This window comes from Streptomyces sp. NBC_01013 (assembly GCF_045162765.1).
In the GTDB taxonomy this organism is placed as follows: Bacteria; Actinomycetota; Actinomycetes; order Streptomycetales; family Streptomycetaceae; genus Streptomyces.
In genome coordinates this window covers 1,690,950-1,708,655 of record NZ_CP108687.1, presented here as the reverse complement: position 1 = coordinate 1,708,655, position 17,706 = coordinate 1,690,950, and the positions used below count along the sequence as shown (strand labels likewise).

The 17,706-nt window shown below is 67.1% G+C and carries 4 protein-coding genes; all 4 read left to right on the top strand.

Features of this window, described 5'->3' with window-relative positions:
• Window positions 1-108 precede the first annotated feature (108 nt).
• From OG538_RS07230 to OG538_RS07215, 4 genes are read left to right on the top strand one after another with little or no spacing between them, the layout of a single operon-like run.
• On the top strand, window positions 109-3,165 hold the full coding sequence (locus tag OG538_RS07230; RefSeq protein WP_406091295.1) for an SNF2-related protein: 3,057 nt from the start codon (window positions 109-111) through the stop codon (window positions 3,163-3,165).
• Window positions 3,162-8,657: a hypothetical protein gene (locus OG538_RS07225; RefSeq protein ID WP_406091293.1), complete on the top strand. Its 5,496-nt coding sequence runs from the start codon at window positions 3,162-3,164 to the stop codon at window positions 8,655-8,657. Before OG538_RS07230 ends, OG538_RS07225 begins: the two co-directional genes overlap by 4 nt.
• Window positions 8,654-15,394: a DEAD/DEAH box helicase gene (locus tag OG538_RS07220; RefSeq protein WP_406091291.1), complete on the top strand. Its 6,741-nt coding sequence runs from the start codon at window positions 8,654-8,656 to the stop codon at window positions 15,392-15,394. Before OG538_RS07225 ends, OG538_RS07220 begins: the two co-directional genes overlap by 4 nt.
• On the top strand, window positions 15,391-17,697 hold the full coding sequence (locus tag OG538_RS07215; protein WP_406091289.1) for a UvrD-helicase domain-containing protein: 2,307 nt from the start codon (window positions 15,391-15,393) through the stop codon (window positions 17,695-17,697). Before OG538_RS07220 ends, OG538_RS07215 begins: the two co-directional genes overlap by 4 nt.
• Window positions 17,698-17,706 lie beyond the last annotated feature (9 nt).

Sequence of the window (17,706 nt, the reverse complement as noted above, 5' to 3'; positions counted from 1 at the left end):
GTGGGAAGCTAGGCGGACGGGCGTATGGGGTCGGCTTGGACGCTGTCCATACGATTCGTGAATGGTGAGCGGTGCGAGGCGCGCCGTGGGTGAGGAATCGGAGCGGACGTGAGCGTCGAGGCGGAAGCCGTGGGCGGGCAGAGCGATACGGCGAGGGACGCCCGGGAGCCGGACGAAGCCTCGTCAGGGAAGCGGCCGGCTGACACTGGCGGATACGCGGCGGGCGCACAGGTCCTGATCCGAGACGAGCTGTGGCTGGTGCGTAACTGCAGGGACACCGAACGTGACGGATGGATGGTCGAGGTCACCGGGATCTCGTCGTTCGTCCGTGGGATCGACGCCACCTTCTACGACCGGCTGGATGTCGTTCAGGAGCTGGACCCGCGCGAGACCGAGCTGGTGGCAGACGACTCTCCGAACCACCGCAGGTCCCGTCTGTTCCTTGAGGCGCTCATGCGGAAGACGTTCCTGCCGCAGACCGAGCACGGCCTGGCGCTGGCGGACAACTTCCTCATGGACCAGCAGGTCCACCAGCTGCGCCCGGCGGAGCTGGCGCTGTCGATGAAGAACCCGCAGCCGCGGATCCTGATCGCGGACGTGGTGGGGCTCGGTAAGACCCTGGAGATCGGGGTGCTGCTGGCGGAGCTGATCCGGCGGGGGCGCGGCGAGCGGATCCTGGTGGTGACGCCGCAGCACGTGCTGGAGCAGTTCCAGCGCGAGCTGTGGACCCGGTTCGCGATTCCGCTGGTGCGGCTGGACTCGACCGGCATTCAGCGGGTGCAGCAGGACATCCCCGCGGGGCGGAACCCGTTCGCGTACTTCAAGCGCGCGATCATCTCCGTGGACACCCTGAAGAGCGACGTGTACGCCCACCACCTGGACAACACTGACTGGGACGCCGTCGTCATCGACGAGTCCCACAACCTCGTCAACCGCGGCACGAAGAACAACGCGCTCGCCCGTCTACTGGCACGCAAGACCGACGCGCTGGTGCTGGCCTCGGCCACCCCGCACAACGGCGACGCCACCTCCTTCGCCGAGCTGGTCAGGATGCTGGACGAGGCTGCGATCGCCAATCCGTCCCAGTACGAGGTGAAGGACCTCGCGCACCTCTACATCCGGCGCACCAAGACCGCGTCCGAAGTCCGCGAGTCCCTCAAGGGGACCTGGGCGGACCGCGGCCCGTCCCTGCCCCTCCACGCTCCGGCCACCGAGAAGGAACGCGCGGTCCTCGAAGAACTGGCCACACGCTGGATCCCGGCCGACCCGGCGACTCCGTCGGCGAGTCGGCATCAGCTCGTCCCGTACCGGTTGCTGAAGTCGTTCCTGTCCTCGCACAAGGCGCTGCTGGAGACCATCAAGACCCGCATCGGAAACCTCGACAACCCGCCGCCTGACAAGCCCGACAACGGTTCGAAGACACGCAAGCGGCCGGAGGACCCGGCGGTACGCGAAGCGGCACGGAAGGTCGAGCGGGCGGCCCTGACCGACCTGCAGCACCTCGCCGAGCAGATCGAGGACCAGGACTCGGCGAAGCGGGCAGCGCTGCTGGACGAGCTGCGGGAGCTGGGCGTCGGCCCAGGCTCGGACACTCGAGTGGTGGTGTTCTCTGAGAGCATCCCCACCCTGAAGTGGCTGGCGGAGACCGTCCCGGCCGCACTCGGCTTCCGGCACACCACCAGCCCGGACGAGAAGAAGCCCTGGCTGGGATACGGCGGAGCCGTACAGGTCATGCACGGCGAGGCCAGCACGGATCAGGAACAGCAGGACATTGTCGAGAGGTTCGGGCTGCGCGACGACCCGGTGCGCATCCTGTTCACCGGCGACGTCGCTTCCGAGGGCGTCAACCTGCATCAGCAGTGTCATCTGCTGATCCACTACGACCTGCCGTGGTCCCTGATCCGCATCGAGCAGCGCAACGGCCGTATCGACCGGTACGGGCAGGAACACCGGCCTGAGTTCCGCGCGCTGATCCTCACCAGTGACATCCCGTGGCGCATGGACGAGACGACCGGACAGCCGCGGACCCTGGATGACCGGCTGGTGGGTGAGAAGCTCCTTAGGCGTGAGGAGGAGGCCCACAAGATCGAAGGTTCGGCTGAGGCTGTGACCGGCCTGTACCGGGCCAAGGAAGAAGAGAACCGCCTCACCCAGGACCTGATCGCGGGTCGCACCGTCGAGGAGTCCATCAAGCAGTCCCAGCAGGGCGGAGCCGCCTTCCTCACCGGGCTGCTCGGCCAGGTGGGCGCAGTCCACGAACACCCCGAAGTAGCCCGCGCCGTCGTACCGAAGCTCTTCCGGTCCACCGCGGACTACTTCGACGAGGCACTGCGGCAGATCTCCCGTCCCAATCCCGAGGACATGCTGTCGTTGCGGCGCGACGACGACGGCACCATCGCCTTCGAGCCACCACGGGACCTGCTGTACCGGCTCAAGGCACTGCCCAAGTCGTACCTGGACGAACAGCAGATCCTGCCGCGCAAGACCGAGCCGGGACGCATGCGCATCACCTTCTCCAAGGACCTCGCCGGCGCACGCCTGAAGGCGGCGAGGGAGAGTACCGCGTCCCAATGGCCGAACGTCTCGTACGTCACCGACGTCCACCCGGTCCTGGACTGGCTCACGGACAAGGTGCTCGTCGAGATCGGGCGTCACAAGGCCCCGGTGCTCGCCGCCACCGTGGCCAGCCCGACCTTCTTGGTCCAGGGCATCTACTCCAACGCGTTGGGCAAGCCCACCATCGTCGAGTGGATGGCCGTCTCCGGCCTTCCCGACAGCACGCACGTCACAGCGCTGACCGCCGACGTATTGGAGAGCTACGGCGTGGGCCCGAACATGCCCGGCCGCGCCACGCCCCGCGACCTACCGGGCCTCAACGCGCTCGTGCCCGACGCCATCGACGCTGCACAGCGACAACTCGCCCTCCTTGAAGGCGCGTACCGCGAGCAGATCGAAGAGACCCTTGCTCCCTATCGCAAGAAGGTCACCGACTGGCGGCAGGACGCCCTCTTCGCCAGTGCCCGCCCGAAGGAAGCGGAGCTCGACCGTACGGCCAAGCGGCAGCTGAAGCTGGTCAAGTCCCTGGAGACGGCGGGCGAACCGATGTTGCGCCTGCTGGCCGTCCTCGAACCGCACACCGCCACCGAAGGAGGCAACGAACGATGAGCACCGACTTCGACTCCTTCGCCAACCGTGGCGAATACCTGTCCGCGCACTACTTCGCCGACCAGCTCGGCACCGACCTCAAGAAGGGCCTGTTCGCCATCTGGGCGCAGCGCGAGGGCGACGAGAACGACCCGCGCAAGACCCCGCGCGAGCTGCTGCGCACCCTGCGCACCCCCTACCTTGCCGAGGAACTGCGCGGCTACTTCGTCAAGACCACCCAGGCCGACGCCGAGGACGAAGCCCGCCTCAACACGCACAACAACCCCGAGTGGACCAAGCGCCTTGCGGAGTGGCACCAGATGGTCCTGCGGGCCCTCGGCTACGACACCTCCCCGGCCGAGCTCACCGTGCACCGCGCCGGCCGCGACCACACCCTGCCCGTGGCCTACCACGGCCACGGCATCGTCGCCCTGGACTGCGGCTGGACCGCCGCCAACGACGACGCCCTCAACCCCGACCGTGCCGGACGGCTCCTGTCGTCCGTGCGGGTCAGCGCGAGTGAGTCGTACGAGACGGGCGCGGCCCTGGCCTCATGGCTCTTCCAGAGCGAACTCGGCGAAGTAGGCGGCCCGCACCCCCGCTTCGTCCTGCTGCTGTGCGGCGGCGTCATCCTGCTCGCCGACCGTCAGGCCTGGAACGAGGGCCGATATCTCGCGGCGAACCTCGACGCCGCCCTGGAACGCAACGACCGCACTCAGCAGGGCGAACTCGCCACCATCGCTGCCCTGTTCAGCCTGGACATGCTTCGCCCCGGCGAGAATGACACCAGCCGTGCGATCGACGCCCTGCTCAAGTCCTCTGGTGACAACGCAGCCGGCGTCTCCGGCGAACTGCGCTATGGCCTGCAGCGCTCGGTCGAGATCATCGCCAACGAAGTCCTGCACCGGATGGCCGACCCGAAGAACGACGTCACCCCGGCCGACATCGAAAGCCCCAAGATCCCCTTCGCGCGCGAGCTCACCCGCGAAGCGCTGCGCTACCTCTACCGCGTCCTGTTCCTGCTGTACGCGGAGGCCCGCCCCGAACTAGGCATCCTCCCCGCCGACGACGGGTCGTACGAGGCCGGCTACTCCATGGCCCGCCTGCGCGAACTCGTCGAGCGCGACGAGGAACTCGTCGAGGAGGAGGCCAAGAACGGCTTCCACCTCTTCCAGTCCCTCGACGTCCTGTTCAACAAGGTCAACTTCGGCCACCGCGCGTACGGCACCGAGCCCGACGATGACCAGCCCGGCGACGATGAGGAGACTCGTAAGGCCAAGGAGGCCCGCCGAAGCGAGGACCGCGGCCTGCGCTTCGAGGCCCTGCGCAGCGAACTCTTTGAGCCGACCGCCATCCGCCTCATCGGCACCGGCGTCCTGGACCCGCGCAGCGACGAGGACAACGATCCCCGCTGGCTCGACCTGTGTCTGCGCAACGAAGCCCTCCACGAGGTGCTGCGGCTGCTCACCATGAAGAAGGGCAAGCGCGGCGAACGCGGCGGCTTCATCTCCTACCGCAACCTCGGCATCAACCAACTCGGTGCTGTCTACGAGGGGTTGATGTCCTACACCGGCATCATCGCCAAGGAGGAGCTGTGCGAGGTGGCCCGAGGCGGTGACCCGGAGCAGGGTTCCTGGCTCATCCCCTCGCACAAGCAGGACCAGTATCCCGATAAGACCGTGGTCCAGTATGGCGAGGACGATGCTCGCAAGGGCCTGCGCGGCGCCAAGAAGTACGAGAAGGGCTCGTTCGTCTACCGGCTCGCCGGCCGCGACCGGGAGACCTCGGCCTCGTACTACACGCCTGAGTCACTGACCAAGGTCACCGTCGAGCTCACCCTCAAGAACCGCCTCGACCAGGAGCGCGACGAGCACGGCGGCGTCATCAAGACGCGGGCGTCTGAGCTGCTGAAGTACAAGATCTGCGAGCCGGCTCTCGGCTCGGGCGCGTTCCTCAACGAGGCCATCAACCAGGTCGCCGACGAATACCTGCGCCGCCGCCAGGATGAGCTCGGCATCACCATCCCCGCGGCCCACGCGATCACCGAGAAGCAGAAGGTCAAGGCGTACATCGCCCTGCACAACGCCTACGGGGTCGACCTCAACGCGACGGGTGTCGAGTTGGCCGAGGTGTCGCTGTGGCTCAACACCATGCACCCCGGCATGCGCGCCCCGTGGTTCGGCCTGCATCTGCGCCGTGGCAATTCGCTCATCGGTGGGCGCCGCGCGGTGTACGCGGGCGATGACGTGGCCGGCAAGGACAAAGCCTGGCTGAAGGCGAAGGGCGCCCTGGCACCGACACCGCTGCCCTTCCTCAAGGATGGCGAGTCGCAGCTGCTGCCCGACGACGCGGTGCACCAGTTCCTGCTGCCGAGCCCGGGTTGGGCCGCCGTCGCGGGCTCGAAGGAGGCGAAGGAACTCGCCAAGGAAGGCGTAGAGCAACTCGCGGCCTGGAAGAAGGGGATCCTTCAGCGCCCCAAGCGCAGCACCGCGCACCTCAATGCGGACGGCAGCCCCAAGCTCAATCCCAAGAACAAGCAACCGAAGCCGGAAGCACCCTCGCAGTTCACGAAGCTGCGGGACGCCGCCCGGCGGGTTGAGTTCCTGTGGACTGCCGTCGTCAAGCGCATGGAACTTTCCGAGGGGGAGATCGCGCGTCGGATCGACCTTTGGCAGGCCGATCCGACGGATCCCGAGTACGCCTTCCTTCGGCACCCCGATCAGGCGGTGCCGAAGGAGAAGGTCCTGGAGGACCTCTTCAACGCGGTCGACACGCCGTACTGGCGGCTGAAGAAGGTCATGGACGCCTGGTGCGCCCTGTGGTTCTGGCCGGTCGACAAGACCGCGTTGCTGGACGGGAGTGACGGTGAGTACGCCGCACGGACTGTGGTCAGTGACGCAGACGGCCTCAGTGAGGTGCTCGACGGGGTGCCACTGACCGGGGAATTGCCTGAGGCCCAAGATGTTGCCGGGCCGACGCCAGTTGCCGCGCCGGCGCCCGCGTTGCGGTTCGTCGAGGAGTCAGCTCTGTTCGCGCTCGGCCCCGAGCAGACCTCCTTCGAGGACCTCGAACTGTCCGCGGACGACGATGTGGTCGTGGAAGTGAGGCAGGTCGGGTCGAAGGCAGCGAGGAAGGGCCCGGCTAAGCCGAAGGCGCTGGAACGACGGCCGATCGTCCCTCTCAAGGATCTCGACGACTGGCTCGAGTTCTTGGAAGCCATGCTGGGCACGGCCGACGTGCCCGAAGGCACCCTCATCGACAGTTTCAAAAGCCTCGATGAACTGAAGGACTTCGAAGAGACCCTTCCCGGGTTCATGGGGATGGACGTTGACAACCCGGAGGACCGGTTTCCGTGGCTTCGGGCGGTGCGCGACATCGCGGATGAACAGGGGTTCTTGCACTGGGAGTTGGAGTTCGCGGTTGTCTTCGCGCGCGGGGGTGGGTTCGACCTTCAGGTTGGTAACCCGCCGTGGGTGCGGCCGCGTTGGAACGAATCGGGGGTGCTCGCAGAGCACGAGCCGTGGTTCGAGCTGGAGGCCAAGGCGTCCACGACCAAGAAGGACCTCCGACGCCGGGAGCTTCTGGCGTCCCCATCTGCTCGCCGGTATGTGCTGGGTGAGCTGACGAACACGAGCTCGCAGGTTGCGATGTTCAGCTCACCGCAGATCTATCCGCTGTTGACAGGGACGCAGCCGGATCTATACCGCGCGTTCATGTGCCAGGTCTGGGCACATGCTTCGGCGGATGGGACTGCTGGGATGGTTCATCCGGATACACATGTCACGGGGAACAAGGAGGGTGACCTCCGAGAGGCTGCTTACCGGCGTTTGCGCGTCCATGGAGACTTCGTCAATGCTGTTTGGCGTTTCTTCCCTAAACCAGTAGGTCACGCCACTCACTTCGGAATCCATATTTATGGCCGCCCGAGGGAGATTGGCTTCGATCACCTTTCTTGGCTGGTCTCCGCTGACGCTTTGCGGCTCTCGGCCGGGCATGATGGGGCTGGCGATGTGCCTGGAGTTCGTTACCAGAACGGAGAGTTCGACGAGCGCCCGCATTTGTCTCGGGTGGTCCGGGTGGATCGGCATCTGCTTTCTGTGTGGCAACGTTTCTTGGACGAGGAGGGTGAGCCGGTCGAGCAAGCTCGACTGTTGTTTCCCGTTAGCACTGCTGAGGCGTCGGCCATCGCGGCATTGGCTGACTTCCCTGTGCGGTTGGGAACTCTTGGGCCGCAAATCACGCGCGGGTTGGAGGAGAGCGACGCGAAGGAAAAGGGGCTGATCGATTACAACCGTCCTGACAGTGTCACGGGTCACGAGTATCGGCCAGAAAGGTGGCGTCATGTTGTTCTCAAGGGAATTCAGCTGGGCGTTGCAACCCCGCTGTTCAAGCCTTACGACGCCAGTAGTAATGACCCCTATGGGATGAATCTCAGCGTGCTGGGTTCGGAATTCGTACCGGGCACGGCGTACGTACGGACCGAGAAGGTCCGAGAGTTTCTCGCCGATCAGGATCGGTGGATCGATCACCGAGCCCTCGCGCGTTTGCAGGCGAGTGACAAGGCCATTGCGCGCGCACGGATGAAGATTGCAGGCGACGACCGCATCCCTGAGGAGCAGGTAACTCCGGAGAAGGTGACTGCGGCGTTGGTGCGCCGTGCCCAGAGGCGATACGCCACCTTCCACAGGCTTGCCTGGCGCCGCCAGATTGCCCCGGATACTGAGCGCGCGTTGTATGGGGCTCTCGTTCCACCTGGCACAGCTCACATCACTGGCATTAACAGCCTGGCGATGTCCGCGCCACGGCATACGGCTTTGGTGGCAGGATTCTTTGCTTCGCTCCCCCTCGACTACTTCCTCCGCGCTACTGGGCGCAGCGATCTCCACCCCCATGTAGCCAAAGCCATGCCTGCCCCCACCCCCCATCACCCTCTAGCCTCTGCCCTCCTCCTTCGCGCCCTCCGCCTGAATTGCCTCACCCGCGCCTACGCCGACCTCTGGGCTGAGCTCTACGACCCTGCCTGGCCCGGCCAGGAGCGGTGGGCCCGCGAGTGGCCCGGTCTCCAGCGTCTCGACGACGTGACCTCGGACTGGCGCCCAGAAACGCCTCTCCGCAGCGAGCGAGCCCGCCGCTCCGCCCTGGTCGAGATCGACGCCCTGGTTGCCGTCTGGCTTGGTATGGGCGCCGACGCGCTGATCGCCGCATACCGGGGCCGTTTCCCCGTACTCCAGAAGTACGAGGCCGTGACATGGTTCGACGCCGACGGCTGGAAGCTCGCTGGCAACGCGCGCACGATCGGACAGCGACAGACCAAGGAGACGTGGAAGCAGTTCGAGGCGTACCGAGCCGCTCCGGACACGGCCCCCGTGCCGGAGGGCTACACGCAGCCATTCCACAAGGCGGATCGCGAGGCGGAGATGCGCGAGGCGCATGCCGTCTTCCAGAAGCGACTCGATGAAGCGATTGCCCGAGGCGAGTGGGACCCGGTCAAGCAGGAGGTGCCGAAGCCGTGAGGCCAACGCTGGAGGCGCGGGGGCTCAAGGAGAGCCTGCTGCAGTATCTGTCGACGACGTATGCGTTGACGGACGAGGGCGCGCGGGAGGCGCTGCACCGGTTCCTGGGAGACGAGACGACGGGGATGTTCCGCGGGCCGTACCTGCGGATCCGCACTCCGTTCACGGCGGCCGGCGAAGGGTGGCGCAACCACCTCGAGTGGCAGCGCGAGGGGTTCACGCCGTACGCGCACCAGGCGGTCGCGTTCGAGCGGCTGACGTCGGCGAACGGGCACACGCCGCAGCCGACCCTCGTCACCACGGGCACAGGCTCGGGTAAGACGGAATCGTTCCTCTACCCCGTGCTCGATCACTGTCGCCGGGAGCGGGAGGCGGGGAAGACCGGCGTCAAAGCGGTGTTCCTCTACCCAATGAACGCGCTCGCGACCGATCAGGCACAGCGCATCAACGACCTGCTCACGCAGAACGACGAGGCGCTCGGCAAGCTCTGGGCGGGGCTGTACATCGGGGACCGCGCGGCCACGCAGTACGAGAAGGTGCGTACGCGGCGTTCGGACATGCAGCTATCACCGCCGGACATCCTGATCACCAACTACAAGATGCTGGACCTGCTGCTGCAGCGTGAGGACGATGCCCCGCTGTGGCGGGAGGCGGACATCCGGTATGTGGTGGTGGATGAGTTCCACACGTACGACGGTGCGCAGGGCACCGACGTGGCGATGCTCCTTCGACGGCTCGCGTCCGCGGTGGGCATGTCCGAGAAGGGACGCCCGCTGGGACGCATCTGCCCGGTGGCGACCTCGGCGACGCTCGCATCAGGAACAGACAAAGACGGGGTGACGCGCCTGCTGGAGGTGGCGAGCGACGTCTTCGGTACGGAGTTCACGGCGGAGTCCATCGTCGGAGAGAACCGGCTGTCGGTGGAGGAGTTCATCCCGCTGACGGACGTGAAGATGCAGGGGCTGCCCACCCCTGACGAGCTGCTGGCTCTGGCCGATCCCGCTTCCGGCGAGGAGGCGATGCTCGACCTCATCAAGGCAGTTACCACGGTCTCCGATCCGGATCCCTTCCTGCTGGGCGAGAACCTGAAGCGGCATCTGTTCACCCGGGCGGTGATGCAGGCGCTGGATGGCGAAGTGAAGACCAGCCCCGAAGTGCTGGACGTCATGTGGCGTGCAGGCGCGGCCGGTTGGGCGGAGGCGGTGGCCCGACAGCCGGAGAAGGCGGCCGAGGCGCTCGCCCGGTTCGTGGCGTTGATGTCGTACGCACGTGACCCCAAGTCACCTCCGGGAGAGCCGCGTCCGTTCGTACACGTCGAGGTGCACCAGTGGGCCCGGTCGGTGTCCCGCCTCCTGCGTGGCGTGCTGCCTTGGCCGAAGGCGGAGTTCCGCTGGGACGCGGCGGGCATGGCGGACGCGAGTGCCACGGACAGCGGCCGTACGGCGCCAGTGACGACCGCGACGTCGGGGCAGAGCGCCAACCTCTTCCTGCCGGCCATCTACTGCCGGGACTGCGGACGGTCAGGCTGGGCGGTGTTCTCGCCGGAGAGCGATGACCACGACGTTCAGTTCGACACCTTCAAGATCCGTCGTGCCTCCCTCGGGCAGGACAAGGCGCGGGTGCGGAATCTGATCGCGGCGACCGAACGGGAAGCGCGAGAGGGCACCGGAGCAGCGCCGATGACGGCCGGCGGCAGGGGTACGAGCGCGGCATCGCAGGGCTCGGGCGGCTTGCTGATGGTGCTGGACGGCGCGCGCAAGCGGCTGCGGCTGCCGGATCCGCTCAACGACTACGACAGGGACACCAAGGAGCCGCGGCTGACCGCCCGCGACTCGGCGTTCGTGCTGGTCAACTTCGGTGGCACGGTGGCGAACACCGCGGCCAGGGAAGACTGGTGTGCGGCGTGCGGCGAGCGCAACGCCATCCGCTACCTGGGCACCGGGTCGGCCGCGATGGCCGCGGCGTCGATCACGCAGCTGTTCACGGGCGGGGAGCTCGACAAGAAGCTGCACGAGGACAAGACGCTGATGTTCAACGACTCGGTGCAGGATGCCGCGCACCGGGCCGGGTTCGTCGCGAACCGTTCGTACACCTTCTCGCTGCGCGCCCTGCTGGCCAAGCATCTAAGGCACGACCAGCCGACGCCGCTCAACGACCTGATCGCGGGCGTGGTCGAGGCCACCACGGACAAGGACACGCTGGCCGCGGTGGTGCCGCCGGATCTGCACGGCTACAAGGGGGTTGATCGGCTGCTGTCCGGCGAGGGTCGCGGCGGAAATCTCCCGACGTGGCGTCTGATCGGGCAGCGTCTCGCGTTCGAGGCGCTGATGGAGTTCGGCTTCCGTTCGCGCAACGGCCGCACCCTGGAGCTGACAAGAACCGCTGCTGCGCAGGTTCGTATCGACGATGCGGCGGCCGTCGTAGCCCTGGTTAAACGGATCCACGAGGAGTGCGTGCGCGACGGTGTCCCGCTGATCGCTCAGGACGACGCACGCTATTTGGCGTTCGTACGGATCTTCTTGGAACGGCTGCGCACCCGGGGTGCGGTGGCCCACAAGTGGTTGAGCAAGTACATGGACGAGGCGGGTACCAGCCGGTACTTCATCTGGGGCAAGCGGGCGCCGGGCATGCGGGCTTTCCCTAAGCGCGTCGCCGCCCCGGTGTTCCTGCTCAGCCAGCCCAAGAACGGCAGCGAGTTCGACTTCGCGACCGGGCGGTTGTCCTGGTACGAGCGGTGGGCAGGGCGCTGCCTCGGTCTCCCGCGCGAGATGGCGCCGGAGTTCTGGAGTCGGCTGCTGCCAGAGCTGGCCTCGCTCGGCCTGCTGTCGGTCCGTACCCCGGACGACACCTCGGTGCGGGTATACGGGCTGAAGCCGGGCAACATTGAGGCGCAGCTGCTGGACGACGAGCAGGTGCGTCACGCTTACGTGCGCTGCCCGGTTTGTTTCTGGGAGCAGACGGTCCACCCGTCCCTGCTCGACCAGTGGCACGAGCAGCCGTGTCCCTCCTACCGCTGCCGCAATGGCCGACTGGTGGCCGGCGACCGGCCCGAGGGCCTGGGCGTGCACCACCGCGACCGCGACTACACCGACGACTACTACCGTCGTCTGTACCGCAAGGCGGGCACCTACCAGGTGGTCACCGCTGAGCACACCGGGATGCTCTCCCGTCCGGAGCGGGAGAACGTGGAGAAGGCCTTCAAGCGCCGCGAGGGCTTCAAGGACCCCAACGTCCTGTCGTGCACCCCGACGTTGGAGATGGGCATCGACATCGGTGACCTGTCGGCGGTCGTGCTGGCCGCGCTGCCGCGTCGCCCTGCCAGCTACGCCCAACAAGTCGGGCGGGCGGGACGCCGTACGGGCAATGCGTTCTTGTTGACCATCCCCGACCGGCGGCGTCGCGACCTGTACTTCCTGGAGCGGCCCAAGGATCTGATCGCGGGCACGATCGTGCCACCGGGCTGCCATTTGTCGGCCATCGAGATCCTGCGCCGCCAATACCTGGCGCACCTGCTGGACCTTGCGGCCGCCGGACGGCTGGTGCGTGCGGACGGCATCGTGCTGCGTGCGCTGCCGCACAAGGCGCCTCGTCTGTTCGGGCCTTCGGGCTACCTGGTTGACCTGGTGGAGCTGGCCATCGCCCAGGGCGAGGAGCTGGCGAAGGGGTTCTTGGAGTTGTTCCCCTCCGGTGTCAACTACCAGGCCAAGGCCGATCTGCGCGCGTACGCCACCCACGACCTGCGCTCCAAGGTCGAGAAGGCCGAACGGGAGTGGTTCCGCGTCCAGCGAGCGCTGCGGGCCCGGCTGCGTGAGATCGACGATGCCCACGAGGAACTACACGACTCCGATCCGGACCAGGCACGGCAGAAGGCCGAACTGGACGCCGAACGACGTGGAGTTGGCCGCCGCCTGATGAACCTGGGCGAGACATCGGCCCAGACCGCGCTGTGTGATCTGGGACTGCTGCCCAACTACGCGCTGATCGACTCCACGACCGTTCTGTCGGCGACGCTTTACGGCGAGGACGGGGTGGACGCCAAGACCGGGCAGGTGAAGTACACCTCCACCACCGACTCCTACGAGAGGCCACGGCGTATCGCCCTGGAGGAGATGGCCCCGGGCAACACCTTCTACGTCAACGGCCATAAGCATCAGATCACCGGTCTGGAGATCTCCACCGGCGGCCGGCAGGAGTGGCGCACCTGGCGGGTATGCCCGGGCTGTGGATATGTGCGTACCGAGGACGCCGCCGAGGACCGGTCACCGTGCCCGCGCTGCAAGACCAGTCATATCGCGGACGACGGCTCTTGTCTGTTCCAGATCGTCGAACCAGCAACCGTGACCTCGCGGGACAAACGGGAAGACGCCCAGATCCGCGACGACAAGGATGACCGGGACCGCCGCTTCTACACGGTCGTGGACGCGGTCGACATCCCGGTGGAGACCATTGAGCCGGGCTCCTGGCGGCACGACAGCCAGACGTTCGGCGTCGACTACTGCCGCAAGGCGATGATCCGCCGGATCAACGTCGGACCCGTCCGCTACGACGCCCCGAACCGTGACGACTTCGCCGGCCACCGCGTGCGCCTGAACCCGTTCCACGTGTGCACGGCCTGCGGCGCGGCCACCGCGGACGGTCAGCCGGTCTTCGACCACGACACCGACGCACTCGACTCCCTCGCCGCCCGCAGCGGAGCACTCAAGCACCACCGTCCATGGTGCCCGCTGCGGCGCGGAAAGAAGGACGGCGTCCGGCAGGAACCGGTCCTACTCGCCCACAAGTTGGAGACCGAAGCCCTGCGGGTCCTCATCCCCGCCGCCACCGCAGACGTCGATTCCAAGGTGCACTCGTTCAGGGCCGCACTTCGCCTCGGCGTGGACCTTCACTTCGGCGGCGACCCTCAGCACCTGGCCACCACCGTCGCCTCCATGCCGGACAACGAGAGCGGCGAGCGCCGCTGGTTCCTCGTGCTCTTCGACTCGCTGCCCGGTGGCACCGGCTACCTGGAGCGGCTGACCGACCCGATCGCGTTCCGCGACACCCTGGCCAAGGCGTACGAGATGCTCAAGGAGTGCCCGTGCGCCGAGGAGCAGCGCCGGGCCTGCCACCGTTGCCTGCACCGTTACACCCCGGAGCCGTTCCAGGACATCGTCTCGCGCCAGGCCGCGCTGACGATGTTGGAGTCCCTGCTGTTCAAGCAGGACGGATCGGACGGCTGGGAGTGGAGCGAGGTCGACCACACTGGACTGGTAGGGCTGGACGCCCAGGTCGAATCCGACCTGGAAGCGCGCTTCCTGGTAGCCCTGCGCGACTGGGTGAAGGTCACCGACGACGCCTCCCTCGACGAAGACGGCCATGCGAGCGGGCATCTGCGCTTCACAGACGGCCCCGGGGTCGTGCACTGGCGGCTGACCGCGCAGCAGCAACTCCGGGGCACCGTCACCGACTTCACCTTCACGCGCATTGACGGGCCGACCCAGAGCGTCAAGGTCTACCTCGAAGGCTTCCGCTTCCACGCCAGCCGCGAGCACAACCAGATCGCCACCGACGCGGCGAAGCGCACTCTCCTGCGCGCCGAAGGGGAGACCGTCTTCCAGATCACCTGGGCAGACATCGATCTCTTCGAGAAGCGCCCCACCCGTACGCAGCCCGTATGGCCGCCGTACCGGGGCACGGCTCAGGAACAGGCCAAGACCGCCTACGAGCAGTATGGCGGCCAGCGCGCACACTTCGCCGACGCCGTCTTCGCCAACCCCATCGACATCCTGATCGCCTACCTGCGTGATCCGGATGCCGACCGCTGGGCCCGCCGGGCCCGCGCCCTGGTCACCGGACTGACGGCCCAGCCAGGCACGGCCCCGGTCACCGCGACCGGACGCCGCAGCGAACTGGTGGCAGCCCTGCGCGGCCAACTGGCCACCTTCTCCGCCACCGAGCGCCACGACAAGCCGGTCGTGGCGGATGCGGCCGCCATCGGCCCCGTCCACGTCTTCCGTACGCAGGACGAGACCGGGCTCCCGCTCGTGTTCGCCCTGGACGCCGCCGACCCTGAGGCCCTGAAGTGGACCGCGCTCGCCGTGCTCGACGACTCCGAAGCAGTGCTGGACACGGACGAGCACAAGGAGCGCTGGCGGTCCTGGCTGTACTGGACCAACCTCACCCAGTTCCTTTCGCTGGCCGGCGGCGACGGCGTCCAGCTCGCCACCAGCAAAGCTGCGGACTTCGAGGTCGAGGTCCTCGCGGTCTGCGGCGGGCTCGGCGAACTCGACTCGCTCATCGGCGCCCCCGCACCCGTCGTGTCCGAGGTGCCCGCGGCCGTGGTCAAGCCCGTCGACCCGGATCCCGGGCACGACTCGCCAGCCGAAGCGGCCCTGGCCCAGGCCCTCCGCGACGCCGTCTGGGACGAGGACATCCTGGAAATCCTGCGCGAAGACGCGGACGAGACACCGGACTTGCTCCGCCTCGCCGAGAGACTTGCCGACCGCGGCAAGCAGGCACCCGTCTTCGGCTACGAACTGGGGACCAGCCGCTGGCAGGTCGACTTCGCCTGGCACACCTCCGCCCTCAAGATTGCCGTTGTCGCCGCCCACCAGGGTGACGACGACCCCGAGACCCAGCGACGCGATGCCGCGTATGCCGAGGACGGCTGGACTGTGCGTACCGCCGCCGAATGGCTCGCCCATCTCGACGAACTGCTCGACCAGCTCCCCGACACGGAAGAAGGCACGCTCCGATGACCGCCCGGCTCAGCCTGTACCGCAAAGCCGAACAGGAGCTGTACAAGCTCGACCGCTCGGTCAAGGCCCAGTTCTACGACTTCTGCCACAACTTTCGGAACAACCCCGATCTCCCGGGGCTCAGGAAGAAGAAGCTCAAGGGCGACTCTCGTATCTGGTCGGCTCGCGTCAACCAGGACTATCGGGCCCTGATCACCCCCACCGGTGTCGACGCGGACGGTGCCGAGAGCTGGCTGGTCATCGCCGTCAGGCACCGCAAGGACGTCTACGAAGAGCTTCAGGTCGCTGTCAACCGCGTCACCGGCGAGATCGAGTTCGTCGACCTCGCCGTCGTCGGCGACAGCGCTCTCCGCAGGGTCGGCATCACCCTCACTCCGGCTGAGCCTGAGGAGCAGGCCCCCAAGCTCGAGACTGTCCCTGAACCCGAGCCTGCGGCGCCGGCGCTGCTCTCCGCGTACGACGCAGGGCAACTACGGGGTCTCGGCGTCGCCGAGCAGCTGATCGACCTGGCGCTCACGGTGACCACCAGCGCCGAGCTCGACCAACTGGTCGAGAGCGCACCGCTGTTGTCGAAGGACATCCTGTACGGCCTTGCCGCCGGGATGGACATCGACGAAGTCCGCAATGAGATCACCGCTCCGGTCGAACTCGACCAGCAGCCCGACCCCGACGACTTCGCTACAGCGTTCTCCCGCACCAAGGTCACCACAGTCGACGACGCAGTACGCGCTGTCATCGAGGAAGGTGACTTCCGCGCATGGAAGGTCTTCCTTCACCCCACGCAAGAACGCATCGTCCACCGCTACTACAACGGCCCTGCCCGCGTCTCCGGCGGCCCCGGCACCGGCAAGACGATCGTCGCCCTGCACCGGGTCAAGCACCTCGCTGAGCAACTGCCCCCCGGACACAACAAGCCGATCCTGCTGACCACCTTCACCAAGAACCTCACTACCGACCTGCGCCTGCGGCTTGCCTCCCTCGTCGAACCGGAGCTGCTGGCCCGCGTCGACATTGCTCACATCGACCAGCTCGCCGCTCGCGTTCTGGGCGAGAACACCGCCTCTGGCCGCGGTAAGCAGCGCGTATACGACCACGTGGCCCTGAACGAGATGCGCCAACTGCTGGCCGAACTCGACGACCGACGCTGGGAGCCGGAGTTCCTCCTTGAGGAGTGGGAGCAGGTCATCCTCGGCCAGTCGGTCCCCACCCGCTCCGACTACTTCAAGGCCCGCCGCGCTGGCCGGGGGCGCGCGCTCACCCGCCCCGAGCGCAACCACATCTGGAAACTCATCGAGCAGTTCACCGCCCGCCTCGACAAGCTGGGCGTCGAAACCTGGGGCCAGGCCGCCGAACGCGCCGCCCGCTTCGAGATCGAGCGCGCCGCGAAGGTCAGGGCCCGCCGCGAGTACAAGGAAGAGATCGGCGGCAAGGACCTCATCCACCGCGACGACAGCTCCGGCATGCGCTACATCGGCTACCGCTACCGGCACATCGTCGTCGACGAGGCCCAAGACCTGCGTCCCGCGCACTGGAAGATGTTGCGTGCAATGGCCGACCCCGACCAGCCCAACGACATGTTCGTCGCAGGCGACACTCACCAGCGCATCTACGACCACCAGGTCGCTCTTGGTGCCCTCGGCGTCAACATCCGAGGCCGTGCCTCACGGCTGACCCTGAGCTACCGCACGACGAAGGAGATCCTCGCCGAGGCTCTCCGCGTCGTCGACCCCAAGACCAAGAACGAGAAGGTCACGTACGACGACCTCGACGACGGCACCGACACCCTCGCCGGATACCGTTCCGTCCTTCACGGCCCCAAGCCCGACTTCAATCGGTACGACACCTGGGACGAAGAGCTCGCCGGACTCGCCACGACCTTGAGCACGTGGCGCGAGGAACTTTCCACCGACGGCAAGGGCGCCTCCCTCGACCCCAGCGGGCGCATCGCCGTGTGCGTCGCCGACCGCGACATGGTCAGCCAGACCATGTACTACCTCGCCACCAAGGCGGGCATCACCTGCGCCGAACTCACCAAGGACGGCCCCAAGGGTGACGGCGAAGTCCACGTTGGCACCATGCACCGCTTCAAGGGACTCGAGTACCAGCGCCTCGCCATCGTCGGTGCGAGCGACGGCATCATCCCGCGCACCAGCGTCATCGAGCGCTACCGCACCGAAGACCCGCCCCGCTACGAACGCGAGCAGCGTAAGGCTCGCTCCTTGCTGTTCGTCGCCACGACCCGGGCCCGCGATGCCCTGAACATCAGCTGGCACGGCAAGCCCAGTCCGTACCTGCCGATCTGACGCGCCGTA